Source organism: Thermoanaerobacterium calidifontis (assembly GCF_055381745.1).
In genome coordinates this window covers 101,355-127,944 of sequence record NZ_AP042436.1, presented here as the reverse complement: position 1 = coordinate 127,944, position 26,590 = coordinate 101,355, and the positions used below count along the sequence as shown (strand labels likewise).

Genomic DNA, 26,590 nt, shown 5'->3' with positions numbered 1-26,590 from the left:
TAATATTAATTAATTTTGTTTATTATTTAACAATATTTCAATGAATTTTGCAGTTTATTCCACAAAAATAGCAGAGGAATAATCTCCTCTGCTGCCATCAACAAGCTTTTTGTGCAGTTTCTCCATTCAATATCCTTCTCAAATACTCGCCTGATATCGTTTCTTCTTTAACTAATATACTTGATATTTCGTTTAGCACATCGATTTTGTCCTTCAAAAGTTCTTTCACCTTTTCCTCCTGCTCTTTTATGATTCTGTTTACTTCTTCATTTACCTTATCTCCTGATATGTCGTCTTTACTGATGATGCCAAGGCTTGAAAGCCCTGTATAGACTATTTTCTTTGCAATATCCACTGCCTGTTCAAAATCGTTGGCAGAGCCTGTACTTCTGCTGTTTAGAATGAGAAGCTCAGCAGCCGTTCCACCAAGAGCCACCATTATTTCGTGCTCCAACTGTTCTTTCGTGTATATAAATGTATCGTCTTTCTCAGTCTGTCTTACGAAGCCTAAAGCCTTACCTCTTGGCACTATCGTTACAGTAGCCACAGAATTAGGATTGACTATCTCTCCAATTATGGCATGTCCTGCTTCATGTATCGATACTCTTAGTATCTCATCTTCTGTAGGCTTTTTATCTGTCTTTTCGCCAAGTATGACTTTGTCAACCGCTTCCTGCAAATGCTTTTGCATTATCTTAGATGAACCATCCCTCATGGCCAATATAGCCGCTTCGTTGCACAAGCTTTCCAGATGAGCTCCCGAGAAGCCAAAGGTATCTTCTGCAATCGCCTCTAAATCCACATTTTCATCTAAAGGCTTGTTTCTCGTATGAATCTTCAGTATTTGCAGCCTACCGCTTTTATCAGGAAGATCTACCGTCACCTGCCTGTCAAACCGCCCCGGCCTTAATAAGGCTGGGTCTAACATATCAGGTCTATTTGTAGCTGCTACCACAAGAATATTTATATCATTATCGCTTTTTATTCCATCCATCTCAACAAGAAGCTGGTTTAGTGTCTGATCGTACTCATGATGACTTTCGTTTGTACCTCTTTTTGCACCAAGTATGTCTATTTCATCTATGAAGATTATCGCGCTGTTTTTTTGCTCCTTTTTAGCCAACGCTTTTGCCGATTCAAAAAGTTTCCTGACTCTCTGTGCACCGACACCTGCGTACATCTCTATAAATTCACTGCCAGATGTAGCTACATAGCTAGAGTCAGTGTACTTTGCAGCAGCCTTAGCAAGAAGCGTTTTGCCTGTACCTGGAGGTCCACTTAAAAGTATTCCTTTAAGCGGCCTTATGCCCATTTTCCTGATTTTATCCCTGTTTATCACAAAATCCAATGCTTCTTTCAGCTCTGATATGGCTGTGTTTTGACCGCCTATGTCATCAAAAGACACGCTTGTGTCAGGATTTACTACTTTTCCTGACGAACTTATAAGCCCCCTGCTTTCCAGCAAGAAGCTTAAAGCGAAAATCATCATTCCTACTATCACAATAGGAGTTATATCTATGCCTAATATAGCAGCAAAAATCACTAATGCAATTGAAATACCGATTAGTATTTCTTTAACCATCTGTTACATCCCCCTTTGTATTGCGCGGTATAATCTTGTACAAGTAATTTTGACCATCATATATACTTAAATATATATTGCTACCATCAATATAGACATTCGTCTTCGAACCTTTTTCAATGCCATTTTTGTCAACAATTTTGCTCATATCTATATAATCGCCATTTTGAATGGCCTGATATATGGCAAACTGATCTTCGTAAAATAGACTGTCTAATTTGTCGTTAGGATTGTCAACTATCTTTATATCAATTTTAACCGGATATTTCTCAATTATTTTTTCAATGTCCTTATACGCTGTCATAAGGTTGTCTACCTTTTTAAGCTTGATATTTGCCGTATAACCGCTGTTTCCAATACTTACATTTGCAGATTGAACATTATTGAAGGACTTTATGTCATTGGCTATCTTCTGCGGCAATATGCGGTTCTGATATAAATTAAATCCTCCTAAAAGCACACCCAACGCCAACGTCACTGTTACTATGACTACCTGCCATTTTAATTTTGAAAACATAATATACCCCCTTTCCAGCGACGTGATATATCATATTATATCATAAAATATATACTCAGACAACACCATAGTATCTCATTTGATTTCTTCAACTCATAAAACTATAATTAACTTAATAATATATAATTATATTACAACTTATATCCAAAACTTAATGTTTAAAATTTACAGAAATAGGAGTGAAAAATCATGAGGATAGCAGCTACTGTGACAAATGACGGATTAATTTCTAAATTGCCAGACGGTCCTTATATAGTTATCTATGATGTAGAGAGAAAAGACGCAGAAAAATACGAAAATCCAGGTTTTCCTCTAAAAGATGGTAGGCGAATCGCTACAGTTAATTTTCTCATAGAAAAGAAAGTCGATCATGTCATCACAATACCCGAATCATTCTGCGACATATCGTATGGCAAAGCTAAAAATAGCGGCATCAAATTCATAAGACTTGATGAAAGTCTGCCATTTGAAAATGTCATAGAAAATCTTGAAACTTACTTAAATAGCGCAGCGTATGATATACCAGAACAAGAATTATTTAAGAAAAAATGAAAAATTTATAGGAGGCATTGGTAATTTCGATGCCTCCTTTTTTAAGATAAATTATCAGCCAATAGGCTTTACTTTTTCTGACACTTTTTTCGCCAGTTCCAAATAGTATTCTGCTTCAGGTTCATTTATAAAAGCTACTGGCAAGCCAATATCGCTTTTTTCGCGTATCTTTATGTCAATAGGAATCTTTACAAGAACTTCTGTATTAAGCTCTTTTGCAAGTCTGTCTGTTTCGCCTTCTCCAAATATATTGTACTTTTTATGGCAATCAGGGCACTCAAAGTACGACATGTTTTCAGCTATTCCTATAAGCTCTATATTTACCTTCTGAGCCATATATGCAATCCTTCCTGCCACATGTGAAGCAGATGCTTGTGGAGTCGTGACAAGCAAAAATTTCTGCTCAGGTATTTTCTGCATTATTGTAAGAGGTACATCCCCAGTGCCTGGTGGCAAGTCAATTATCATGTAGTCAAGTTTTCCCCAATAAACATCATTCATAAACTGCTCCAGGACGCCTCCTAAAAGCGGTCCTCTCCAAATAAGCGGTGTATCTTCATCTGCAAAATTGCCCATGGAGATAACCTTGATGCCGTACTTTTCTATTGGCAGTATCGTATTTTCATCTAATGCATAAGGTCTTTCGCCTACTATGCCTAATAAACGAGGTATGCTGAAGCCTAAAACATCGGCATCAATTAAGCCAACTTTGTAGCCTAACTTTCCTAAAGCAACTGCAAGGTTTGCAGAAACCGTAGACTTACCAACACCGCCTTTGCCGCTTCCAACTGCGATAACACGAGTCTTTTCAAACAAAGGCACTTTCCCTTGATTCATGCTATTTGCAAGCTTTTGCCTTTCTTCTTCTGTCATGGCTCCCATGTTGACAACCACATCATCAACGCCATCCAAGCTTTTAAGTTTATTTATGACATCTTCCTTTATGGTGTTTTGAAGTGGACAGCCTTTGATTGTCAATTTTATGTCAACTATGACTGTACTGCCGTCTATATTGATATTATCAACCATATTAAGGTCGACGATGCTTCTTCCTATCTCAGGATCAAAAACATCTTTTAGTGCATTTAAAATTTGTTCTTTTGTAAGCAACTGTATACCCCCTAATGGTATTTTATTTTTTAACACTTATATTATAATATACAATCCTAATAAATAGAATACCTATAAAGCGAAATTTTTATCATATGTCACATTTAAAATCCACCTTAATGGAGTGAAAACAATTACCAAATTAACAATGAAATTTTTGTTAAATCGGTTGATTGAATAAAATTAGCTCTTAATATATGATTAAAATAAATACAAGTAAGGGGGATAAGTGTATGAAGGAGTTTCAGATTTCTTTAAATTCAATTGATAAGGTCAAAAATTTTGTGGAGAAGATGTCAAAATACCCTTTTGATATTGACATCGTATCAGGTCGCTACGTCATCGATGCAAAGTCCATAATGGGGATTTTCAGTCTAAATCTTGAAAACTTGCTTACGGTTATACCACACACAGACGATGAAGAAGCATTGGCTAACTTTTCCGATGACATAAAAGAATACATGAAGTAAAAATAAATTTAAAAGCGTAGACTATCTACGCTTTCACTTTTATATTATTGGCGGCGGTGTAGAGCCTTTTGGTATGGCTATTTGTCCCGTCATTGCATCAATGTGCATCAACCAGTACCCCATATCACCAGCATTTCTCATATTTTCTTTCAGTGGGCACCAGTACACAAATCCTGTCATGCCTCCAAAAGGTTGGTCAGAAAGTGTAAATAGCCCCGGCATACCGTAGACGATGTATTTAAGCTTACCATTTTCGTCATTTACAAATCCTACTAAATAATGATCGTAGAAGCCATTCCTATATCCCGTATTTATCCTCCACCATCTGTAACCTTCCAGATTATTTTCAAATGGATGAACTTCATCAAGGTAATTCACAATATTATTCACATACTCTTTTAAATATTTTACATAACCGCTGTTTTCCTGTTCATAAACATCACTTTTAGTTATTGTATCATCGCTTTGATGCTCCGGTTGAACGCTTGTATTCCCTTCATCATTTAAATTAACATCACCCGTCTCCTCTATATTGTCAATTTGTCCATTTTCCACATCTTTTTCAGGCTCAACTTGAATTTCCACTTCTTCTTCGTGGTATTCCTCGTCATTGTACTGTGGCAATGTTGTATAGCTATCTACACTTTCTTTTTGACTTTCAACTAAATCCTCAATAAAATGAATCTCGCTTTTATCTTTTTCAATATTCTCTATGTTTTTCATAAGCTTCTTATAAGTGGCTTTCCAGTTAAATCTGGACTTGTCTATGACGCCAGACAATGGAATCAGCCTCTGTTGTCCATTATCTGCTTCTACTAATGCTACAGCAAGATCATCAAACTTCACACCCTTATCAAGCACATCGTCTGTATTAAAAGACCATTCTGCACCGCCTCTGCCTTTGTCGTCTACCCTTATTGCTCCAAACTCAACTAATTTAGGACTCTCTCCGATTTTTAAAAATTTTACTGTGTAAGAATAATTAGGATCGAGATTTTGAAGCGACGCTGTAATTCGGCCCCTTCCGTTCATAGTTTCTATTTTAAGGTACCCTGATATTTCCTTGTCCTTTAAAAGCGACGCACCTCTCTCGTCGGGTTCCAGCATTATATACATGCGCTTATAAATATCCTTCCTTAAAGGCATTTTATATCCCCCTTATTTCAAATATATTTTAGCAATATATATTATGAAACAGGGGGATTTAATATTACATCTTCATATCATAAATGGTGTTTGCAAGCTCAGCAAACTTTTCTATTGAAAGAGTCTCTCCTCTTTGTTTTAAGTCTATGCCACATTTTGTCAAAGCATCTGCAATTATTGATTGATCAATGCTAAGGGATTTTAAAGAATTTGTTATTACTTTTCTTCTCTGTCCAAATGATGATTTCACTATTCTAAAAAAAAGTCTTTCGTCCTTCACAAATACAGATGGCTTATCAAGGACATGTAATTTTATAAGCGATGAACTTACTTTTGGCTTAGGTGAAAATACTTCCGGAGGAAGATTTAACAGTATCTCCGGCTTTGAGTAATAGTTTACTGCTACTGTCAATACGCCATAATCTTTGCCACCTGGATTTGCACATATCCTCTCCGCCACTTCTTTCTGCACCATTATAGTTATGTCTTTCATCAAGCGGGACTCTAAAAGTTTCATTATTATAGGCGATGTTATGTAATAAGGCAGGTTTGCAACGACTTTGCACTTTTCCCCTCCAAAATACGCATTAACGGTTTCTTTCAAGTCAACTTTCATTATATCGTCATTTAATACGATTAGATTATCACGTCCTTTAAAATCTGCCTTAAGTATGTCATAAGCTTCTTGGTCTATCTCATAAGACACTACCATATTAGCCTTCTCCAATATTTTCCTTGTAAGGGTGCCTAAACCTGCGCCTATCTCTATCACATTATCATCCTTTGTTATGCCTGATAAATCCACTATTTTTGATAGTATGTCTTCATCAAAAATAAAATTTTGTCCAAGTCTTTTCTTTGTATTGAATCCTTTTATTTTCATCATCATCCAACCTCGCTTTTTTCCAAAAAACAAGACAGGTTAAACCTGTCTACTTAAGTATATAAACTCTAACAGTTCGTCTTCCCCAATTACACGCTTCTCTATACGATGTAAAGAACAAATCGATGATATTGCCTTTTATCGCTTCCCCAATATCTGCTGCAACCCCAGGACCATACCCCTCAACATAAAGTCTTGTACCTAAAGGTATTACTCTCGGGTCAACCGCAATGATACCACGCCCGACTGTAGCACCAGAATACGTTAGGGATCCAGGCGGTGCATCATACCCTGTCGCATCCATTACCTTCATCTCTCTATATCTGTAGGTTTCTCCCCTTGACGTAGTCAAAAGCCCTAATGTGCCTACCTGCACTATCTTTGTTATGGGATCTTGCACTACGACGTCTTTTATAACTTGCCTTGATACTTCTTTCCCATCTTCATATGTAATTTTTATCGTCTTTTCTCTCTTTCCGTTTTGACCTTCTTGCACAACTAAAGTCTGACCTCTTATCATATTGTCATTTTGAATTGTTTGAACGTTGAAAGCTATATCTTCATCTTGAGTTATTACTTTTTCATTTACTCTAGTAATTGTGACATTCATTCCGCTATATGTTTTGCTATCTAAAGAGGTGCTAATTTTATCGATGGGACTTACTGTGATTTTTCCTTGAGCTAATACATCTTTTAATGTTGGTTTTACTGTGTATATTGTAATATCTTTTCCATCAACGTGAATTACCACGGGGTATGCTCTTTTAATGCTAACTTTCATTCCATTTTTCAGCTTCGAATCTATCGATGGTGTAACTTCGTCTTCTTTTCTAAGCTTTATATTTTTCTCCGCCAATAAGTCTTTTACACTGCTTTTAAATGTGGTCACAGCAACTGTTTTTCCGTTATCTGTGATTGTCACCTGTTTTTTCAAGTTAACGTATACAGTTGTACCTACTAACAAAATGACCAATGCAGCCAATATCAGAATTCCAACCGGTTTTTTGATAAGCTCAGTAAATGCACCCGGCCAAATTCTTCGGTTGCTTGCATCCATTACATAACCTCCTCATTTTTATTGGGAAGACTTTTTATAATTTTAATATAACATATTATTTTTGTCAAATTCATTTCATAATATTTATCTCCATTTCCATAATAAGTTATCACTTATATTATCTACTACATTATTATATTATATACATGAAAATATTATGTTTCTTTTGAAAAAAATACGCCCTTACGGGCGCATCATCTGCATCATTTGTGTCATTATCATGTATGCCATTGAAACATGATTGTAAGCATCCATAAACATTCTCATATGCTCAGGAGGGCACTGCATTGGTGGCATCATGCCCGGCATTCCTGGCATTGGATAAGGCATTGGTCCCATTGGTGGCTCGGAAGGGCACGGCATCGTAGGCATACCGCCCATTGGCGGTTGCATAGAACCCAAATACGGTTCTGGATTTACAGGTGGAACATTCATGGGATTTTCATTTACATTTTCTCCATCCATCTTTCTATTTTCCTCCTTTTTTGAAATATCCATTTCAATACAGTATATGTTCCACCTTTTAAATTGCTATAAATTACTTGGACTTATTTTAAATAACTCTAAGGCGTTAGATGCTGTTATATCACAAACCTCATCAAATGTCATATTCTTTATTTCAGCAATCTTTTGTGCCACGTATTTTACATTAGTAGGCTCATTCCTCTTACCTCTATGGGGCACAGGCGTCAAGTAAGGACTATCTGTCTCAATTAACAACTTTTCTATCGGCACTTTCATAGCTACATCAACAGCTTTTTTCGCATTTTTAAATGTCACTGGTCCTCCCAATGAGATGTAAAAGTTCATCTCAATCAACTGAAATGCCATTTCGCTGCTGCCTGAATAGCTGTGAAAAACTCCTCTTAAACTGCTTGTCCACTCTTTTTTGATAATATCAAGCACATCGCCATGTGCATCCCTGTCGTGAATTACTATCGGCAAATCATACTTCTTGGCAAGCCTTATCTGTTCTATGAAGCATTGCTTCTGGTATTCAACTGGCGGATCGCCGTAATAATAGTCAAGTCCTATCTCTCCTATAGCAACAACTTTTTCTTGTGATAACAATTCCTCAATAACACCAATGTCGTTTATTTCTTTTTGCGAATACTCAGGGTGTATGCCAATGGCGGCATATATAAAATCGTTACTTTTAGCAAGCTCAATCGATTTTTTTGACGTCTCAATGCTGGATCCTACATTTATCAATAATGTAAGCTCATCTTTGCACCTTTTTATAACATCATCCCTATCTTCATCATACTTTTCATCTTCCAGGTGTGCATGAGAATCTATAATCATAAAATCAACTCCTAAATGCTTTTATAGTCATTTTTATTTTAGCATATTTTATCAACGGAAAAATAATAATAATCTTACAAAAAAGAACAAGATTATTTTATTGCACGATCGTCTACAATTTTGCGAAAGATCAATTGATTGATTTAACCCTATTATATGTTTTATAAATAAGTGATACAGTAATCTCTGCAATTCCACATAGAATAAAAATCGCCTTTGCGCTAAATATGCCTGTTAAAGCACCACCTATTCCTAATATACAATATTTTGCTTGAGATAGCTATCGTCGTAAGTCTTGTGCCAATACCTGATATTACATAACCAATAATATAAAGCATAAAATTGCTATTTGATAGAAATATTTTATTTCTTTTTGCAAAATCATTCATCATGTCATCACTTCTTTCCATAATCTTAAATTTAGCCATGTAAATAGCAAGTATTCTTCATTTGCTATTAATTAACACTAATCCAACAACGCAAAGCAATATGCCAATCAAATTCGCCATTGAAATATTTTCTTTAAAAAATATTATACCTATGGGAATTAACAATAGCGTAACAGATACGTTTGAAACTATTGCACCAAAGCTTATATCCCATCCTACCCTGTATGCAAGAAGAAACCCCAACTCTAATAAAATTATAGACAATCCTAAAGCGCAACTTGTCCAATTTAATCCTTTAAATGAATCAATAACATTAATATTTTTATGATACCAAACAAACACCATTAAAGTACCTATTAATGCTGTACAATACGTCAAAATTAGCGATGCAATTGGATCTGACTTTTCTGGTATCATTTTTTGGAAAATATGGTAAAACACATTAGCAATAATAGTCATTATAATCGGTAAATAATACAAAAGTACCACCCCTTATACATCTTACATTCTTTGTAATTTACCCCAAAATTTAAATTACCTTCATAATAGCATCAATGTTTAATTTTAGCAATAGCTAAATAAAAATCGCCTGGTATATTTTGTATATAAACAAAAGAAAATTCAACTAATTTTATTCATATATCTACTAATTTTTAGTTTTTATGTTATGCTAAAATTAATGTAAATAATGCGTAATTTGAAAATGAAAATATAGTGCAATGTTTGTATATCTCCAAAAATAAAACAAGGGAGGAAAAATAAATGAAACGAAAATTAATTATGATTATGACATTGTGCATGCTCATCATATTTTCTATTGGTACAATTAGTTATGCTGTCTCTCCTCAAGTGCAAGCCAATATTGCCGCACAAGACAACTTTAAAACATTGCTTAAAAGCATTAATACAGAATACCGCGATTTTTATTTTACAACAAAAGATGAAGTATCAAAGGCAAAGTTGGGAAATCCAATTCAATGGGCCACTATTGATATTAATAAATATGATCCTTCAATAAAAATAAGTGATCAAGTCACTCGTGAACCATTTTACACATACCCAGTAATAGCTGGAAACAATGTAATAACTGATTTTTCAATCATATTAAAGAATGAAGAATGGCATGTTGTAGATTTTGGCGGAGCATTAACCAAAAATATTTATAAATTAGCAAATGAAAATAATTTTAATCCTGGGGATTGCTTTTTACTGAATTTTGGCGGTGATATATTTGTGATTGTTAATAAAAATGGAGAAGAGATGGCCTTTTCGCCGTATTATTCTGATCAAAATGCTGGTCTAAAGGAAAAAACACTTGTAAACAGCGATATTATTAAAAAATCTTTTATGAACAAAGTACGTAATATTCAAGAAAAAGCAAAACAAGGAAATTATAAGACAATAGGCAGCAATGAAGCTCTATATGGACTTCCTCCGTTAGAATTCAAGCAGAAAGGTATTTTCGAACGTTTATCTATTTATTTTAGTCATTTATTGTAATAATTATTATACAATTTGATCAGCATTCTAAGTTCTTATTACATAACTTGAAGCTTGTCTTACATATACACATGTTAGGCGAACTTAGTAAAGCAGAAACTGAGATGCCGAAAATCGGCACCTACTTCATAAAAAATGTGCCGGATTTCGGAACTTCCCAAATGTTGGAGTTAGAGTTATAATGTAGTCAAACAGATGAATTCAATGTATTATTTACTAACAAATATTTCTTTCATGCTTTATAACAATCGGGAGGCAATGTAATGAAAAAAAATATAATGATTTTGTCTATCATTTTATTGTCCATTTTGTTAACGTCTTGTCATGTAAAAACTAATAATCAAATACATAAAAGCCTTAATATAGATAATGCTTCAATCATTCCGCAAAATACAATTCCTCTTGGATTTGACAAATATAAAAAAAGAATATTGGTGTCAATAGAAAACAAAAACAATGAAAAAACAGAACTGGGTTTCTATGATTTAAATACAAGTGTAGTTAAACCAGTGATAAAGCCAGTTAATACTGATAAAAATATAATAAATGCTGCTACGGATGGAAAGTATATTGCTTGGGTAGAAGCATCTGATAATCCATATGGCAATGACTGGATAATATATGCCTATAATATAAAAAATGGAACCATTAAAAAGATAGACTACGGAAAATTAAATGAAAAATCTGCTTCAAAAGTATCCTTTAATCAACAGCCAAACCTGTCTTTGGATAGCTCAAAGCTTGTATGGTCTACTTATGAAATACAAAACAACAAAATTCTGTGTTCTTTGATTTTATACGATTTAGCAAATGACAAAAAGCAAGTGATAAGAAGCATTGATGGACTGGGAAATAGTTATATTGGACATCCAAAAATATTTGGCAATTACATAGTATGGCATGAAGGTAAAATCGAAGAGCAAAGCGAAGTTGACAAGGTCTATCTATACAATATTTCAAATAGTAAAATTGCAAAAATAAGCGATAATGGATTCACACCAAATATTTACGGTGAGAATATTGTATGGGTATCTGATAAAAGCCATATATCCTTATACAATCTCAAAACTAAAAATACTGTAGAAATTGTAAAAGGCGATGCAGTAGAAAGATGGTTTCCATCGTTAAACGATACATATATTACGTGGTATGATAATATGGGAATACTGGAATTATATAACATTAAGACAGGTAAATTGCAAGACTTCCCTATAAAAACAAATAATTTTTCTAGCATAATGGGTAACGTATTGTCATGGACTAAATTAGAAAATAATAAAGGTATAACACAATTTATTACCCTTTCTGAATGATGGTATGCCGATGCAGCACATACCCAATATATTTGCACCACGAAATATTTTGCATCATTTCTATAATTCAAATAACATAAGGAAGGAGTTTGCCTTTGAAGAGTTTATATGTTTGGCTAATAAGTATTGTAGTAAGTTTAATCATTTTTCTAATTGGTTTTGAAATGGCACGCTTTTCTGGACGGGTGTTTAAGTATTCCATACCGAAAGACAAAGAGTCTAAAATTAAGTTTTTCTGCTTTATAGCAATTGTCGTCATAGCTTTAATATTAGATTTCTTTTATCCAAAAAGATCTTCATTTTACTTAGCCCTGTTCACTGGATTAGCAGCCGGATTACCATATAGTTCTTCAGACAAAAATTCGAAAGATGATAAGAAGCAAAACACTTAAAGTAGTTCAATTAGATAAAAATAATGGCGGGAATCACCCCGCCTTCTTTTTATTTCACCTTCGCGTACTACCTGGATAGACATCCTTTTTATAGATCTATTTTTTTGTCAATAAGATATGATGTCAGAGTGAATAAACCTATATATACAAGTGTTTGGAAAACAAAGCTTGCTACATTTATCGGGAAAACCGCAAAAGACAAAGCAAAATTATCGCTTCTTTGTGCAATTCCTGAAAATAGATTTATATTTAAATTGTATGGAAATAAATTAATGAGAAGACCATTAATTTTACCGATTACATAGAAAATAATCAGAAATAGAACTATTGACAAAACTTTTCCATATTTTTTGCTGTAAATAGCTATCTTGCTGATTGTGATAGAAAAATACGACAAAATCAATAAAGCAATAAAACTCAATAAAGTAGATATAAATATATAAAGTATAAAAATTTTATGTTGAAGTACTGCATCTATAAACACTTTAGCTTCATTCACATATAATAGATTTATAAATGCCATCACTCCAGATACTGTTATAAACAATGTGAATTCAATGATCGATATAATTAGCTTTGAAAAAGCTATGTCAAAACCTCTTTGTGGCAGTGTAAACAAAAGATATCCTGTATAGCCGTACATATCTCTCTGATACAACATCACTCCTGATATAAGCACGGCTACAAAGCAGGCAAATCCAGCCATAAAAGATACAACGAATGGCAAGCCATGTGACCATGTATTATTTTTCGTTATAAGGTATATATTCAATAAAATCAAGGCAGCCAAAAATCCAAGATAATATTTATACCTTCCTAAAAACTCATACTTTATTAGTTTAATCATTATTCATACACCTCCCTGAAGATTTCATCAATAGATTTATTTCTTTCCATCCTTAATTCTTCAGCATTTCCTTTTAAAATAATTTCACCATCTGAGATAAATGCCACATCGTCAAAAAGCCTTTCAATATCTCTTACAAGGTGTGTAGATATAATCATTGAACTATCTTCGTGAATATTATCAATTATTGCGTCAATTATCTTTTCCCTTGTATTCGGATCTATTCCCCCAAGTGGTTCATCAAAAATATACAGTTTCGCATTTCTTGAAAGCACAAGTGTAAGATTCAATTTTTCAAGCATTCCTTTTGAAAGTGACGTTACTTTATCATTTTCATCCAACATCATAAAATCCAGCAATCTCTTTGATTTTTCAATGTCAAAATCAGCGTAAAAATCTTTGAAGAAATTTATCGCATCTCTAATCTTCATCCATTTATAGAGATAGTTTATATCAGGTAGATACGATACAATTGATTTTGTATAGATACCTGGTTCCTGACCGTCAATTAATATTTCGCCAGATGTGGGCCTTAATATGCCTGCTGCAATCTTTATAAATGTCGTTTTTCCACTACCGTTAGGACCTAAAAGACCTAATATTTTACCCTCTTCCAACTCAATATTAATTCCTTTTAATGCCTTTTTGCTGTAATAATTTTTAGTAAGGTTTGCCGTTTTTAAAATTAACCCCATCAGTTGACCTCCTTAAGATATTCCTTAATAATTTCGAGTATTTCATTTGAATTGAATCCTAAGCTTCTCATACCTGTTACAAATGACTCAGCTATCTCTTTTGCCATTTCTCTTTTTAACGATGCAAGCTTTTCGGTATTTTCGGTTATAAATGTTCCCATACCTCTTTGTGTATATGTGACGTTTTCCCTTTCAAGTTCCTGATAAGCTCTTTGAACAGTATTTGGATTCACTTTAAGGCTTTCGGCCATTTCTCTTACAGAAGGCAATTTGTCTCCTCCATTTAATTTTTTTGTCACTATATCCCTCTTTATCATATCCATAATCTGGATATAAATAGGCATTTTTTCATTAAATTCGATTTTCATGTTTCACCTCCATGATGCTATCATAGTGCACTAATTGAATAGTACACTATGATAGCGAGAATGTCAATATTTTTTTAAAAACTTATTGTAAGGTAAAAAGCACATAAAAATAAGAGGGACTTATGTTATGCCCTCTTATAATGCTATTTTACCTTTGCTCCGCTTTCTATGTCTTTATCGACAGTTACAACAGTCAATTTACCTTCGTTTGATGCCGCCAAAATCATTCCATACGATTCTATTCCTCTTAATTTTTTAGGCTCCAAGTTAGCGACAAGGACAAGTTTTTTACCTATAAGCTCCTCTACTTTGTAATGCAGTGCAAGTCCTGATACAACTTGCCTTACCTCATCGCCTACTTTAAGCTTAAGCTTTAATAATTTGTCGGCGCCTTCTACTTTTTCCGCTTCTAATACTTCTGCAACCCTCAAATCGATTTTTGCAAAGTCGTCTATTTTGATGTAATTTGCCTCTTCTTTTACCTCTGCTTTTTTAGGCGATTCTTTTTCAGCTTCTTTAAGCTCTTTTTCTACATCGATCCTCGGGAAAATATTCTCGCCTCTTTTGACTTTTGTGCCTGATTTCAGTAAGCCGAATTTAAGGCTATCCCATGTCTTTAAGTCATCGCTGATTCCAAGCTGCTCGTATATTTTGATAGGCGTATTTGGCATAAACGGCGTTATCAAAATAGCAACAAACCTCAGTGATTCAACAAGGTTGTAAAGGACAGTTTTAAGCCTTCCTTTTTTGTTTTCATCTTTTGCCAATACCCATGGCATCGTCTCGTCAATGTACTTATTGGCGCGACCTACAAGCTTCCAAATCTCCGCAAGAGCATTTGAAAACTGTAGCTTATCCATATAACTTTCAACAACTTTTGGCAAATTATTTGCAATAGATATTAACTCATCATCAACATCGTCTTTATCTAAAGGCTCAGGTACTACACCGTCAAAGTATTTTTCCACCATCGTTACAGTTCTGCTTAGAAGGTTTCCAAAGTCATTGGCAAGATCTGAGTTTATCCTGGAAATCAGAGCTTCATTTGAAAATACGCCATCTGCTCCAAACGGAACTTCTCTTAAGAGGAAATACCTTATGGCATCCACGCCGTATTTTGAAACAAGCTCTTTCGGATCAACCACATTGCCCTTCGACTTTGACATCTTGCCGCCTTCTAATATAAGCCAACCATGGCCAAACACCTTCTTAGGGAGAGGCAAATCAAGCGCCATAAGCATAGCAGGCCATATAATGGTGTGGAATCTTACGATTTCCTTTCCAACAAGGTGCACATCTGCCGGCCAGTACTTTTTAAAATCTTCGTCATGGTCTGTAGAATAACCCAACGCAGTTATATAGTTGGAAAGGGCGTCAATCCAAACATACACAACGTGTTTTGGGTCAAACGGAACTTTTACGCCCCAGTCAAAGGACGTTCTGGATACGCACAAGTCCTCAAGTCCGGATTTAATAAAGCTTACCATCTCATTTAGCCTTGATTCAGGCTGTATGAAGTCTGGGTGCTCCTCGTAATATTTAAGAAGCCTATCTGCGTAATTTGAAAGCTTAAAGAAATAGCTTTCCTCTTTCACAAGCTCTACAGGTCTGCCACAGTCTGGGCAGTTTCCATCCACAAGCTGTTTCTCAGTCCAAAACGTCTCACAAGGTGTGCAGTACCATCCTTCGTATTCGCTTTTGTATATGTCCCCTTTTTCGTAAAGCTTTGTAAATATCTTTTGCACGATTTCTTCATGTTGCTTGTCCGTCGTCCTTATAAACTTATCATTGCTTATGTCCATTGTTTTCCACAAATCTTTTATCCACGCCACAATTTCATCCACATACTGTTTCGGCGTAACGCCTTTTTCTTTTGCCTTTCTTTGTATCTTCTGACCGTGCTCATCGGTTCCTGTCAAAAACATCACGTCATAACCTGTCAGCCTTTTAAACCGTGCCATCGCATCTGCAGCAACAGTCGTATAAGAATGGCCTATATGCAGTTTATCGCTGGGATAATATATAGGTGTTGTAATGTAAAAAGTCTTCGCCATAAAAATCCTCCTATCTAAATTTATTTTTAAGACGTAAAAAAACCCGCCTCCCACTAAGGGGCGAGTTTATTCGCGCTACCACCCTTTTCACATACGCCTCACGGCAGTATGCCTCGTAAAGTGCTGTCACACTCCTACTCTGTAACGGGAAATCCCGCCAAAGCCTACTTAGTTTCAGCTTTGAAGCTCAAGGTCCATGTTCAAAAGTTCATTCTCTGCTGGCTTTCACCTTAACCCAGCTCTCTTTAAGAGAAATTCCTTTCTACTCTTCCCTTCATTGCCTTTTTAATATATTATTAACATCGTTACATAATAATATACTTTATCGCAAATGTATTGTCAACTATATTTTCCCCATCCTCATTCTTTCTTCCACAAATTTTACTGCATCTTCTCTGCTTTCTATTTCACCGTAAAATTGATTTTTTCTCAATTCGTACAGTATCTGATTTAAAAGCTTATAATCTCTAAGATCGAAATTGACTATTATATCAAGCGGCGTAAGAAGGGGTGTCTTAGTCCTTTCAAAGTCCATGTACCTTCTTAATAGCTTTGTTATAAAATTTCTATAGCATGAAGCTTCATTTAACCGGCCTTGTCCCTTCATAGCTGAGGTGACATCGGCTAACGACAAAAGCAAGCACCCTAAAGCGTTTTCTTCAAGGTCTGAAAAGAATTTAAACAAAGCTTTGTTTCCAATCCCATCTATGTACAGTGAAAATGGGTTTACGTGGTACAAAACCATCTTCTTTATCAGAGATGCTTCTTTTTTCGCCAGTTTTAATCTTTTAGCTATATCTGCAACAATTTTTTCTCCCTTTACATCGTGATTGTAAAACTGAAGCCTGTTATCAGAATCTATGTAAATAGCATCCTTTTTGCCGATTTCATGAAACATTGCAGCAAGTTTCAATACATCTTTTAGCTTGTTTCCTGAGGAAAGATCTTTATCAAGGTACTTTTTGACCAAATTTTCTATATCTGAAGGAAATCTGAGCTCATTTACGACGGTTTCATATTCTTCTATCGTCTTTATGGAATGATGCCATGAGTCCAAAACCTGATAATAGCACTTGCCTATCTCTTTCATCTCAGCTATCTCAGGAAAAATTGCATCGATTAATCCCATCTCGTCCATCATTTGTACGTATTTGAAGGATTCCTTTGACTTAAGTATAGAATATATTTCACTCATAATCCTTTCTGAAGAAACGTTCTTAATCAAACCGGCTTTTTCTTTTATAAGATTTTTGGAATCCTCATCTATAGAAAAATTGTATTTGGCTGCAAATCTAATAGCTCTAAGCATCCTTAAAGGATCATCATCGAAGGAAGTTTCCCTTACGCATTTTATCTTCTTTTCTCTTAAATCATTTAACCCGCCTAAAGGATCTATTATCAAGTCTACATCAAAAAAATCATTTAGCCTTATTGCCATCGCATTTATCGTAAAATCCCTATGAAGCAAATCTTCATCTATATTTTCACCTCTGATTTGCGTAAAATCCAGCACTACATTTTCATATACGACTCTATATGTGCCTCTGTCTTCTGCATAAGGCACATAAGAGCCTTTTAGCTTATCACATACAAGCTTTGAAACCGAAGCAGCATCACCTAATACAGCAAAATCATAATCGCTTATATCTACATTTAGTATTCTGTCTCTTATGGTTCCTCCTACAATATAGACTTTTTCGGCCTCATCAGATAGTATGCGCTTTATCCTGTTTATCAATATCCCCATATCATGTAAACTCCTCGTTTTTATATTACTGTCTTTAGTATATCAGATTTGAAGTTTCAAAAAAACAGTCTGCTGTAAAAAACAGATGACAGTATTGCAGCGATATCAGCAGCAATGCCCGCTACTATAGAATGCCTCATCTTTTTAACTCCAACAGACCCAAAATAGACTGCTAAAACGTAAAACGTAGTTTCTGTAGAGCCGTACATTACAGAAGCAAGTTTCGCTGTAAATGAATCAGGCCCATGAGATTTAATAAGTTCTGTCGCTATGCCTAATGCACCGCTTCCAGATAGAGGCCTTATGAGTGCCAATGGCACTACATCTGACGGCATTCCAATTTTTGCAGTAAGCGGTGAAATCCACCTTGCAAAGATATCTAAAGTTCCGGATGCTCTCAAGACTCCCACCGCCACCAACATTGCCAGCAAAGCAGGAAATATTTTTACTATCGTATTAATGCCTTCTTTTGCGCCATCTAAAAAGACTTCATAAATTTTTACGTGTTTAATTAACCCATATACAGGAATCAAAAACATTATAGCCGGAATTATAAACTCAGAAATTGATTTAAGCAAAAATATCACTCCTTAAAAAGGGATGACTTTTCAAGTGATTTTACAACTATAAGGCCTACGGTTAAAGCTGTAATACTTGATAAAAGTCCAGCCAACACAAAATCTGCTGGATTTTTCGCACCTAAAGAAGCCCTTAACCCTATCATTACAGCAGGAAGAAGCTGAACTGATGCAGTGTTTATGACGAGAAATGTGCACATGGAATTAGATGCAACATCCTTTCTATTTAATTCTTGAAGGTATTCCATCGCTTTTATTCCAAATGGCGTAGCAGCATTGCCTAACCCCAACATATTAGCCGATATATTCATTATCATAGCGCCAATGGCAGGGTGATCTTTGGGTATCTCAGGGAATAGTTTTATTATGGCTGGTTTTAAAACCTTTGCCAGCATATCCATAAGCCCAGATTTTTCAGCTATCTGCATTATACCCAACCATAAAGACATGATGCCTATGAGTCCTATTGATATTGTAACAGCCGACTCGGATGAATCTATTATAGCTTTCGAAACTTCCCCCATCCTACCATTTATCATGCCAACGATCACACCTACGCCAATCATGAAGATCCATATATAATTTATCAACTTTATCTCCCCCATCCTATAAAAATTTATGTTATTTTTAAAAAAAAATGCCATTAAACTATTGACTTATTTTTCAAAACTTGGTATTATTAGAATGCAAAGAATTTGTCGAATTTTGTAGTTTTAGGAGGGGAGAGAAATGTTGAAATCCACAGGAATTGTGAGAAAAGTGGACGAGTTAGGAAGAGTCGTCATTCCTATCGAACTCAGAAGGACTCTGAATATTGCAGAAAGAGACGCTTTGGAAATCTACGTGGATGGCGAGCAGATTGTGCTTAAAAAGTACGAGCCTGCATGTATTTTCTGCGGCAATGCAGAAAATGTCGTCAATTACAAAGGCAAAAACATCTGCAAGACATGCCTCGATGACATTAAAAAAAGCGAATAATATTAAAAATAATAGAAGTTTTACTTCTATTATTTTTTTACTCTGTTATTTCATTTTTATCGTAAGGCTCTATATGGACGATGACTTCTGTGACACCAGGTATTTCCTTTTTTAATTTTTCTTCCAACTGATCAGCTATATAATGAGCATCTTTTATGTTTTCATTCGGGTCAACCATTATATGCATGTCTATATTTATATCGTCCTCTCTGCCTCTGCTTCTTATTTGATGGCATGAAAGCACGCCTCTTACGGATAAAGCGATATCGCGGATTTTTTCTGAATCTATGACAATCCTATCGCATAGTATATCAGAGCTGTGCTTTATTATTTCAATGCCTGCTTTTACGATGAATATCGATATTGCTATAGACATCAGCGGATCGATGTATGGCGGTATTCCAAGTTTTAATGCAATAAGCGTAATGAGAACAGAGACAGACACGTAGATGTCGCTTTTTGTGTGAAGTGAATCAGATACAAGTATGTCGCTTTTTAAATTTACTCCTTGTCTGTACTCATAAGCAAATACAAATATATTAAGCAATAATGTAGTAATCATTATTATGAAGCTGTCTAAGGTGATTTTTGGTTCTACAGGATTTAAAAGCCTGCCATAAGCTTCCTTTAGTATAGTATAACTTACTACAAACAGCATCACAGATATAAAAATTGACGAAAATGTCTCAAATTTTTTATGCCCATAAGGATGTTCTTCATCCTGCGGTTTTGACGCTAAATATATGCCTACAAGGCCTACTATATTGCCTGAGCTGTCTGACAATGAATGAAACCCATCAGCTACCATGCTGGCGCTTTTTATATGCAAACCGTATAAAAGTTTAGCTAACGCCACAGCTATATTTATAAAAAGTATGAGTATCAAAACATTCTTTATCTTTTTAAATGAATTCATTGTAAAACCCCTTTGTATCAATTGATAATTTTTAATATAATACATATTATATGCTTAAACTAAAAATTATGCAATATATTAAGATATTTTTATATTCGAAATTATTGATTATCATTATCAATTGATACTGATAGGCGAAATCGAATTACGATTCATCCTTCAATGCGAGCTTGTAAATTTCGCTTTTTGGTATCTTTAATTGTTTAGCCGTCAATTTAATCGCTTCTTTCTTATCCATGCCGCATTCAATGTATTTTCTGAGAAGCTCCTCTGGTTCCATCGAAACTTCATCTCTTCCGCCTTCTATAAGGACTACAATTTCTCCTTTTACATCATCTCCTAATTTTGATAGAACTTCGTCTAACAAACCTCTTATGTACTCTTCGTGCACTTTTGTAAGCTCTCTTGCTATTACAACCTTTCTGCCTTCTATGTATGGCTTTAATTCTTCCAACGTCCTGACAATTCTATGAGGCGCCTCATAAATGATAACCGTTCTCTTTTCTCTCCCTATCTCATCCAAAGCGCTTTCTCTCTCGCTTTTCTTTGTTGGCAAAAATCCTAAGAAAACAAACTTCTTCGTGTCAAGCCCAGAGCCTACTAATGCCGTTGTTATTGCTGTAGCGCCAGGAAGCGATACTACATTTATCTTTTCTTCTAAGCAAAGTTTTACAAGGTCTTCCCCAGGGTCAGATATGCCCGGTGTACCAGCATCAGTAACCAGCGCTACATTTTTCCCAGCCTTTAAATCTATTAAAAGTTTTTTACCGCTTGAAGCTTTGTTATGCTCATGATAGCTTACTACAGTTTTTTTTATGTCGTAATGATTCAAAAGTTTCAAAGTCTGCCTCGTGTCTTCAGCAGCTATTATGTCTACTTCTTTAAGTATCCTTAGGACTCTTAAGGTTATGTCTTCCAAGTTTCCGATTGGTGTTGGGCACAAATATAAGCTTCCAGACATTCTATTCCTCCTCTATCGAAGTTTTCCCGTATATGCTTAAAAGTTCCTTTGTGTACTCTCCATTTTCTTCGTAGACGTAAAGAGGCGGCATTATTGCCACACCACTTTTTGCGCCTTTTTTTGATTCCACTAAGACTAAATTGGGCTTTTCCCCAACATGCGGATGGACAAACTTTATTTTTTTAGGTTCTAAATTGCAAATCCGCAAATTATAAACAATATCCACAATCCTATCCACTCTATGAACTAAAAAAAACTTGCCTCCAAACTTTAAAAGCTTTGACGCAACCTTTATGAAATCATGAAGCCCGCCGTTTAACTCGTATCGCGATATGTTTTCACTTTCGCTATTTTTGTCAAATCCTGTGTTGCAGGGCATATACGGAGGATTGGATGTCACAATATCGTATTTTTCAATTCCCAATTTATCCACAACATTTCGAATATCATCGTTTATTATGTCTATTCTACCTTCAAGATTATTGAGATATACGTTTCTTATGGCAATATCGGCAACTTCACTTTGTATTTCAACACCTACAATACGTGTATCTCTTGACTTGCCTGCTATCAAAATTGGTATGATGCCTGTTCCGCACCCTAAATCTACAATCTTGTCTCCTCTTTTTGTGTATACAAAATTTGAAAGCAGCACAGCATCCATCCCAAATTTAAACATGTCTTCTCTCTGTATAAGCTTAAGCCCATTCAAATTCAAATCGTCAATTCTCTCGCCATCTTTTAGCATATTACCACCTCGTTACAAATAATTTTACCATATCAATAAATTAATATAAATCGTATTGAAAAATAGATATAAGCAAAGTATACTATATAAAGAGTTTATGCATAGGGAGGAATGTGTTGGTGACGCATCCATTATTAGTGCCACATGTATCATCAGAAATAGGAACTTTAAAAGCAGTCGTATTGCACAGACCCGGAAAAGAATTAGAAAGGCTTACGCCTCAAAATTTGACAGAACTGCTTTTTGATGATATTCCATGGGTTAGAAAGATTCAAGAGGAACATGATGAATTTGCCAAAGTATTAAAAGATAACGGTATAACCGTTTTGTACGTAAAAGACCTTCTTCAGGATGTATTGAAAAATGACGCTATAAAAGAACAATTTATAATAGATCTTCTGAAGATAAATGGCATAACAAATACCGAAACAGAAAGCTACCTTAAAGATTACCTTATGGATTTAAGCTACAGTAATATTGCTGAAATTGCCATAAGCGGACTCGAAAAAGGAGATATTGACAATGTCATCCCAAAAGGCCTGGCTGAATTCATCTATGAAGAACACTATTTTTACATTAAGCCTGTGCCAAATATGTATTTTACCAGAGATCCCGGCGCAATGATAGATGGAGGATTTATGATAAGCTCCATGAAGTCTGCGGCGAGAAAACCTGAGACGCTCATAATGAAATACATATACAAAAACCACGATATTTTTAAGAAAAACGGCATTCCATGTTGGTACGACAACACCTATTTCCACTCTTTAGAAGGCGGAGATGTGCTTATACTAAGCGACAGAGTAATAGCAGTAGGATGCGGCGAAAGGACTACGCCACAAGCAATAGAAAGGCTTGCCCGCAATCTCTTTGAAGGCAATTCAACAGTAGAACACATCCTTGTCGTCCAGATTCCCATAAACAGATCATACATGCACCTTGATACTGTATTCACCATGGTAGATAAGGAAAGGTTCGTCTTCTACCCTGGAATAAAGAAAGATCTGCGAGTTTTTAGCATAATAAAGGATGATAAAGGTTTTTCAATTCAGAAAGAAAAAGACCTCCAAGACGCATTGAAATCTGCATTAAATCTCAGAAATATTGAAATAATACCTACAGGTGGTTTTAATGCCATAACGTCAGCACGGGAGCAGTGGAACGACAGCACAAATACGCTTGCTATAGCGCCAGGCAAAGTCATCACATACTCCCGAAATGAATCATCAAATAAAATCATGAGGAAAGAAGGCATCGAGGTAATCGAGATCGAAGGTTCTGAACTATCAAGAGGCAGAGGCGGTCCAAGATGTATGAGCATGCCACTTTTGAGATATTAGAGGGTTTTACCCTCTTTTTAATAATTTCTTAACATTTATGGTGTATAATAAATAAAAAACTATAGAGGGTGTGTTTCACTTGAAGAAATTTATCACTGCTTTTATGCTTTTATTGATGACTTTGACTTTTATGCTGCCACAAAAAAGTTATGCTGATACAAGCAACAATAAAAAAGTAGTGCTTGTAATAATCGACAGGGTTAGTCTAAGTGACTATACAAAATACGACGCAAAAAACATTCAAAAGCTAATCGACAACGGTTCAGTTGGTCTCATGAATGTCAGAAATGCTGATGGTTACGTCGATGCATCTGGGTATTTGACATTTGGAACCGGCACAAGGGCAAGTGCTCATGACATCGGTCAAATAAGTCTTAATGTGAACGAAAAATATTCTTTCGGAACCGCGGGGGAAATTTACAAGCTTAACACAGGAGATGACTATGGAAATGCAAACATAGTAAATATAGGCATATCAAACCTTATACAAAGCAGCAAAAGAGCCGACTACAAGATTACGCCTGGTCTTTTAGGACAACTGCTAAAGGATAACAACATTCCTACATACGTCTTTGGAAATTCTGATATAATAACAGACAGCTCAGTTTCATATAGAAGGTATGGGGCGCTAATCGCCATGGATGAGAAAGGTACAGCATTTGGCGATGTCAGTGAAAATGTATTGAAGTACGATAGAAATAGCCCCTATTTTATTAGCACTGATTACAACAAAATCTTTGACTATTTTCAAAAATACGATAAAAATGGTGGATTCTTTGTAATCGACACTGGTGATACATCGAGAGTAGATAGCTATTCTTCCAACGTATCAGACCAATTAGCATCAAAATATGAAGAATACGCCATAAAAAGCGCTGATGCATTCATAGGAAAGCTTCTAAAAAGCTTGGATCCATCGAGGGATTTGCTTATAGTGGCGACGCCTTACCCTTCAAAAAGCGATATGTCTACTAACAATCTACTATCGCCAATAATAATCTATGGTCCCGGATACAACGGACTTACAACATCTATCACAACAAAAAGAAATGGGATCATTACAAATTTAGATTTGGCGCCTACAATACTTAATTATTTCGGCATAAAGGCACCTGTAGAAATGTTAGGACATCCCATAACAAACATAAAAACCCAAGACAAAGTAAATTACTTGGAAAATCTAAATGATAAAGTAGTGTCTATCTACACTGCACGACCTATCGTCTTAAAAAGTTACGTAATTTTTCTAATCATAATTTTAATACTTTACCTGATTACGCTATTTCTAAAGATCAACTACTTAAAATACTTGAAACCTATAGTTTTAGGCGTGATGATCGTCCCTCTGTCGCTTTTGATTTTGTCCCTTTTTGGGCCTTTGACTGTGTATTCAAGCATGATCGCTTTGATACTTATAACAATAGCTTTATTGCTTATAATAAAACTTTTTGCTAAAGATGAACTTAATATGCTAATAGTGATAAGCCTTTTAACTGCTTTGACAATTACGGTTGACATTTTTACAGGAGCACATCTGATGAAAGGCTCTATTTTAGGATATGACGTCATAGCAGGTGCCAGATTTTACGGAATAGGCAATGAATACATGGGTGTTCTAATAGGATCCACAATAATGGGAATAATGACATACATCCAAAAGTATGACACGAGAATAAACAAATTATTAGGAGTGCTCTTATTCGCGGCAGTTTTCATGTTGATGGTATTGCCACAGTATGGTGCAAAAATTGGCGGATTTATAACAGGATTTATGGCATTTGGCGTAACGCTTTTGCTTATGTCAGAAATCAAAGTCAACTACAAAAGTTTGCTGATTTTATTCATAAGCATGGCTGTCCTTCTAACGCTTATGTTTGTAGCATCAATGTTTATGGGCACTGTAACGCATATGGCGCAAACTGCTTTGATTGTTAAAAACGAAGGAATAATGGCTTTATACAAGATATTTGCCCGCAAATTAGACATGGAATTGACATTAATAAGATACACAATATGGTCGTGGGTTCTAATCATAACCATAATGAGCTTGTTTATCTTGTCATACAAGCCTACAGGAATACTTAAAAACATATTTAAGAAAAATAAATATATCTACTATGGCTTTTTTGGCAGCATTGTAGGAATGCTTTTTGCGCTGGCATTTAACGATGCTGGAATCGTGGCTGCTTCCACAATGTGCATATATGCATTTCCTCCAATACTGATAATGTTGGAAAGAGAAATAAAACATAATGAAATTTAGGAGATGATAAAGTGATATTGACATCATCAATTATACTTCTCATATCAATTGTAGCTGGAGTATTTGGAGCTCTTTTAGGATTAGGCGGTGGCATAATAGTAATACCAATGCTTACACTTCTCTTAGGAGTAAACATAAAATACGCCATTGGCGCCAGCATCGTATCCGTCATCGCCACGTCCAGCGGTGCTGCTGTAACGTATGTAAGAGATAAAATCACTAATTTAAGGATAGGAATGTTTTTAGAGATAGCTACCACGACAGGGGCTTTGACAGGCGCTTTTATCGCAGGACTCATAAGCTCAAAATACCTTTATATTATCTTTGGCCTTCTTCTTTTATATTCAGCATTCACTATGTTAAAAAAGCGAAATGAAGAATTGCCTGTAGGTGTGGTATCACAGCCTATAGCAAAAAAATTGAAATTAGAAGGTTCTTACTACGATAAAGTCCTTAAAAAAGAGATACAGTACAATGTCACCGGTGTAAACAAAGGATTTGGCATGATGTACATAGCTGGTGTAATATCAGGACTTTTAGGAATCGGAAGCGGCATTTTTAAAGTAATGGCAATGGACCTATTTATGAGACTTCCGATGAAAGTCTCAACTGCCACCAGCAATTTTATGATCGGTGTTACTGCAGCCGCCAGTGCTGGAGTATACCTTGTAAGAGGCGATATAGATCCAAAGATAGCTGGTCCTGTGGCACTTGGAGTACTTGTAGGTGCAACACTGGGTACAAAAATCATGACAAATATGAAAAGCACAACCATAAGGAAAATATTTATACCTGTCTTAGCTTATGTTTCCATCGAAATGCTTCTTAAAGGATTGGGGGTATAAGCCGTGGAAGAAAGAAAAAATCAAAATGAGAAAA

General features: G+C 35.3%; 29 protein-coding genes and 1 other annotated feature. Of the genes, 9 read left to right on the top strand and 20 right to left on the bottom strand.

Features of this window, described 5'->3' with window-relative positions; all coding sequences use genetic code 11:
* Nucleotides 1–97: 97 nt before the first annotated feature.
* Both ACZ42G_RS00675 and ACZ42G_RS00670 read right to left on the bottom strand, forming a co-directional pair.
* On the bottom strand, nucleotides 98–1,582 hold the full coding sequence (locus ACZ42G_RS00675) for an AAA family ATPase (protein WP_085112509.1): 1,485 nt from the start codon (nucleotides 1,580–1,582) through the stop codon (nucleotides 98–100).
* A complete protein-coding gene (locus ACZ42G_RS00670; RefSeq protein ID WP_464850979.1) occupies nucleotides 1,575–2,099 on the bottom strand; it encodes a hypothetical protein in 525 nt (174 codons plus the stop codon). The genes ACZ42G_RS00675 and ACZ42G_RS00670 overlap by 8 nt, the downstream gene beginning before the upstream one ends.
* 189 nt (nucleotides 2,100–2,288) lie before the next feature.
* On the opposite strand from ACZ42G_RS00670, the gene ACZ42G_RS00665 reads away from it, so the two are divergent.
* On the top strand, nucleotides 2,289–2,651 hold the full coding sequence (locus tag ACZ42G_RS00665) for a NifB/NifX family molybdenum-iron cluster-binding protein (protein ID WP_085112511.1): 363 nt from the start codon (nucleotides 2,289–2,291) through the stop codon (nucleotides 2,649–2,651).
* 54 nt (nucleotides 2,652–2,705) lie between these two features.
* Here ACZ42G_RS00665 and ACZ42G_RS00660 read toward each other — a convergent pair whose 3' ends face one another.
* On the bottom strand, nucleotides 2,706–3,761 hold the full coding sequence (locus tag ACZ42G_RS00660; protein WP_464850977.1) for an Mrp/NBP35 family ATP-binding protein: 1,056 nt from the start codon (nucleotides 3,759–3,761) through the stop codon (nucleotides 2,706–2,708).
* A 233-nt stretch (nucleotides 3,762–3,994) separates the two neighbouring features.
* Here ACZ42G_RS00660 and ACZ42G_RS00655 point away from each other — a divergent pair, with 233 nt between their 5' ends.
* A complete protein-coding gene (locus ACZ42G_RS00655) occupies nucleotides 3,995–4,231 on the top strand; it encodes an HPr family phosphocarrier protein (RefSeq protein ID WP_274893741.1) in 237 nt (78 codons plus the stop codon).
* Nucleotides 4,232–4,270: 39 nt separating this feature from the next.
* Here ACZ42G_RS00655 and ACZ42G_RS00650 read toward each other — a convergent pair whose 3' ends face one another.
* The 7 genes from ACZ42G_RS00650 to ACZ42G_RS00620 all read right to left on the bottom strand — a co-directional run bounded on the left by ACZ42G_RS00650 (nucleotide 4,271) and on the right by ACZ42G_RS00620 (nucleotide 9,428).
* The gene (locus ACZ42G_RS00650; protein ID WP_085112514.1) at nucleotides 4,271–5,377 is read right to left on the bottom strand and encodes a hypothetical protein; all 1,107 of its coding nucleotides are present in this window, start codon (nucleotides 5,375–5,377) and stop codon (nucleotides 4,271–4,273) included.
* Between the two features lie 64 nt (nucleotides 5,378–5,441).
* Nucleotides 5,442–6,260 carry a 16S rRNA (adenine(1518)-N(6)/adenine(1519)-N(6))-dimethyltransferase RsmA gene (rsmA, locus tag ACZ42G_RS00645; RefSeq protein WP_274894092.1) on the bottom strand — a complete coding sequence of 273 codons (819 nt, stop codon included), beginning with the start codon at nucleotides 6,258–6,260 and terminating at the stop codon, nucleotides 5,442–5,444.
* A gap of 49 nt (nucleotides 6,261–6,309) precedes the next feature.
* Complete coding sequence (locus tag ACZ42G_RS00640; RefSeq protein ID WP_274893739.1) at nucleotides 6,310–7,317, bottom strand: ubiquitin-like domain-containing protein; 1,008 nt, start codon at nucleotides 7,315–7,317, stop codon at nucleotides 6,310–6,312.
* Between the two features lie 183 nt (nucleotides 7,318–7,500).
* A complete protein-coding gene (locus tag ACZ42G_RS00635; protein WP_274893738.1) occupies nucleotides 7,501–7,782 on the bottom strand; it encodes a hypothetical protein in 282 nt (93 codons plus the stop codon).
* 66 nt (nucleotides 7,783–7,848) lie between these two features.
* Complete coding sequence (locus ACZ42G_RS00630; RefSeq protein WP_464850975.1) at nucleotides 7,849–8,622, bottom strand: TatD family hydrolase; 774 nt, start codon at nucleotides 8,620–8,622, stop codon at nucleotides 7,849–7,851.
* Between the two features lie 221 nt (nucleotides 8,623–8,843).
* Nucleotides 8,844–9,032, bottom strand: coding sequence for a hypothetical protein (locus tag ACZ42G_RS00625; protein ID WP_464850973.1), 189 nt, complete (start codon nucleotides 9,030–9,032; stop codon nucleotides 8,844–8,846).
* Nucleotides 9,033–9,068: 36 nt separating this feature from the next.
* Complete coding sequence (locus ACZ42G_RS00620; RefSeq protein ID WP_464850971.1) at nucleotides 9,069–9,428, bottom strand: hypothetical protein; 360 nt, start codon at nucleotides 9,426–9,428, stop codon at nucleotides 9,069–9,071.
* 345 nt (nucleotides 9,429–9,773) lie between these two features.
* Between ACZ42G_RS00620 and ACZ42G_RS00615 the strand changes: the two genes are divergently transcribed.
* The 3 genes from ACZ42G_RS00615 (at nucleotide 9,774) to ACZ42G_RS00605 (ending at nucleotide 12,216) form a co-directional block, all read left to right on the top strand.
* A complete protein-coding gene (locus ACZ42G_RS00615; protein WP_464850969.1) occupies nucleotides 9,774–10,511 on the top strand; it encodes a hypothetical protein in 738 nt (245 codons plus the stop codon).
* Between the two features lie 263 nt (nucleotides 10,512–10,774).
* Nucleotides 10,775–11,824 carry a hypothetical protein gene (locus ACZ42G_RS00610; protein ID WP_274893732.1) on the top strand — a complete coding sequence of 350 codons (1,050 nt, stop codon included), beginning with the start codon at nucleotides 10,775–10,777 and terminating at the stop codon, nucleotides 11,822–11,824.
* Between the two features lie 164 nt (nucleotides 11,825–11,988).
* Nucleotides 11,989–12,216, top strand: a complete 228-nt coding sequence (locus ACZ42G_RS00605) for a DUF2919 domain-containing protein (protein ID WP_150201215.1) — start codon at nucleotides 11,989–11,991, stop codon at nucleotides 12,214–12,216.
* Between the two features lie 88 nt (nucleotides 12,217–12,304).
* Here the strand turns inward: ACZ42G_RS00605 and ACZ42G_RS00600 are convergent, their stop codons facing one another.
* From ACZ42G_RS00600 to ACZ42G_RS00570, 7 genes are all read right to left on the bottom strand, one after another.
* Nucleotides 12,305–13,063 (bottom strand): ABC transporter permease, encoded by a 759-nt coding sequence (locus ACZ42G_RS00600; protein WP_464850966.1) that lies wholly within the window; start codon nucleotides 13,061–13,063, stop codon nucleotides 12,305–12,307.
* Nucleotides 13,063–13,758 carry an ABC transporter ATP-binding protein gene (locus ACZ42G_RS00595; protein WP_464850965.1) on the bottom strand — a complete coding sequence of 232 codons (696 nt, stop codon included), beginning with the start codon at nucleotides 13,756–13,758 and terminating at the stop codon, nucleotides 13,063–13,065. Before ACZ42G_RS00595 ends, ACZ42G_RS00600 begins: the two co-directional genes overlap by 1 nt.
* A complete protein-coding gene (locus tag ACZ42G_RS00590) occupies nucleotides 13,758–14,126 on the bottom strand; it encodes a GntR family transcriptional regulator (protein WP_274893728.1) in 369 nt (122 codons plus the stop codon). The genes ACZ42G_RS00595 and ACZ42G_RS00590 overlap by 1 nt, the downstream gene beginning before the upstream one ends.
* 143 nt (nucleotides 14,127–14,269) lie before the next feature.
* On the bottom strand, nucleotides 14,270–16,180 hold the full coding sequence (gene metG, locus ACZ42G_RS00585) for a methionine--tRNA ligase (protein ID WP_464850963.1): 1,911 nt from the start codon (nucleotides 16,178–16,180) through the stop codon (nucleotides 14,270–14,272).
* A 53-nt stretch (nucleotides 16,181–16,233) separates the two neighbouring features.
* Nucleotides 16,234–16,467: a binding site (T-box leader), on the bottom strand.
* Nucleotides 16,468–16,523: 56 nt separating this feature from the next.
* Nucleotides 16,524–17,927: a CCA tRNA nucleotidyltransferase gene (locus ACZ42G_RS00580; protein ID WP_464850962.1), complete on the bottom strand. Its 1,404-nt coding sequence runs from the start codon at nucleotides 17,925–17,927 to the stop codon at nucleotides 16,524–16,526.
* 56 nt (nucleotides 17,928–17,983) lie between these two features.
* On the bottom strand, nucleotides 17,984–18,505 hold the full coding sequence (locus ACZ42G_RS00575; protein WP_464850961.1) for a spore maturation protein: 522 nt from the start codon (nucleotides 18,503–18,505) through the stop codon (nucleotides 17,984–17,986).
* A gap of 5 nt (nucleotides 18,506–18,510) precedes the next feature.
* Nucleotides 18,511–19,095: a nucleoside recognition domain-containing protein gene (locus ACZ42G_RS00570; RefSeq protein ID WP_464850959.1), complete on the bottom strand. Its 585-nt coding sequence runs from the start codon at nucleotides 19,093–19,095 to the stop codon at nucleotides 18,511–18,513.
* A gap of 139 nt (nucleotides 19,096–19,234) precedes the next feature.
* Between ACZ42G_RS00570 and ACZ42G_RS00565 the strand changes: the two genes are divergently transcribed.
* Nucleotides 19,235–19,483 (top strand): AbrB/MazE/SpoVT family DNA-binding domain-containing protein, encoded by a 249-nt coding sequence (locus ACZ42G_RS00565; protein WP_013786911.1) that lies wholly within the window; start codon nucleotides 19,235–19,237, stop codon nucleotides 19,481–19,483.
* A 37-nt stretch (nucleotides 19,484–19,520) separates the two neighbouring features.
* Here the strand turns inward: ACZ42G_RS00565 and ACZ42G_RS00560 are convergent, their stop codons facing one another.
* The 3 genes from ACZ42G_RS00560 to ACZ42G_RS00550 form a co-directional block, all read right to left on the bottom strand.
* On the bottom strand, nucleotides 19,521–20,399 hold the full coding sequence (locus ACZ42G_RS00560) for a cation diffusion facilitator family transporter (protein WP_464850957.1): 879 nt from the start codon (nucleotides 20,397–20,399) through the stop codon (nucleotides 19,521–19,523).
* A gap of 145 nt (nucleotides 20,400–20,544) precedes the next feature.
* Complete coding sequence (rsmI, locus tag ACZ42G_RS00555) at nucleotides 20,545–21,360, bottom strand: 16S rRNA (cytidine(1402)-2'-O)-methyltransferase (protein WP_464850956.1); 816 nt, start codon at nucleotides 21,358–21,360, stop codon at nucleotides 20,545–20,547.
* Between the two features lies 1 nt (nucleotide 21,361).
* Nucleotides 21,362–22,108: a tRNA1(Val) (adenine(37)-N6)-methyltransferase gene (locus ACZ42G_RS00550; protein WP_464850954.1), complete on the bottom strand. Its 747-nt coding sequence runs from the start codon at nucleotides 22,106–22,108 to the stop codon at nucleotides 21,362–21,364.
* 119 nt (nucleotides 22,109–22,227) lie between these two features.
* On the opposite strand from ACZ42G_RS00550, the gene ACZ42G_RS00545 reads away from it, so the two are divergent.
* From ACZ42G_RS00545 to ACZ42G_RS00535, 3 genes are all read left to right on the top strand, one after another.
* A complete protein-coding gene (locus ACZ42G_RS00545; protein ID WP_464850953.1) occupies nucleotides 22,228–23,448 on the top strand; it encodes an arginine deiminase in 1,221 nt (406 codons plus the stop codon).
* A gap of 79 nt (nucleotides 23,449–23,527) precedes the next feature.
* The gene (locus tag ACZ42G_RS00540; protein ID WP_464850951.1) at nucleotides 23,528–25,711 is read left to right on the top strand and encodes a hypothetical protein; all 2,184 of its coding nucleotides are present in this window, start codon (nucleotides 23,528–23,530) and stop codon (nucleotides 25,709–25,711) included.
* Between the two features lie 11 nt (nucleotides 25,712–25,722).
* A complete protein-coding gene (locus ACZ42G_RS00535) occupies nucleotides 25,723–26,556 on the top strand; it encodes a sulfite exporter TauE/SafE family protein (RefSeq protein WP_085112533.1) in 834 nt (277 codons plus the stop codon).
* Nucleotides 26,557–26,590: the final 34 nt, after the last annotated feature.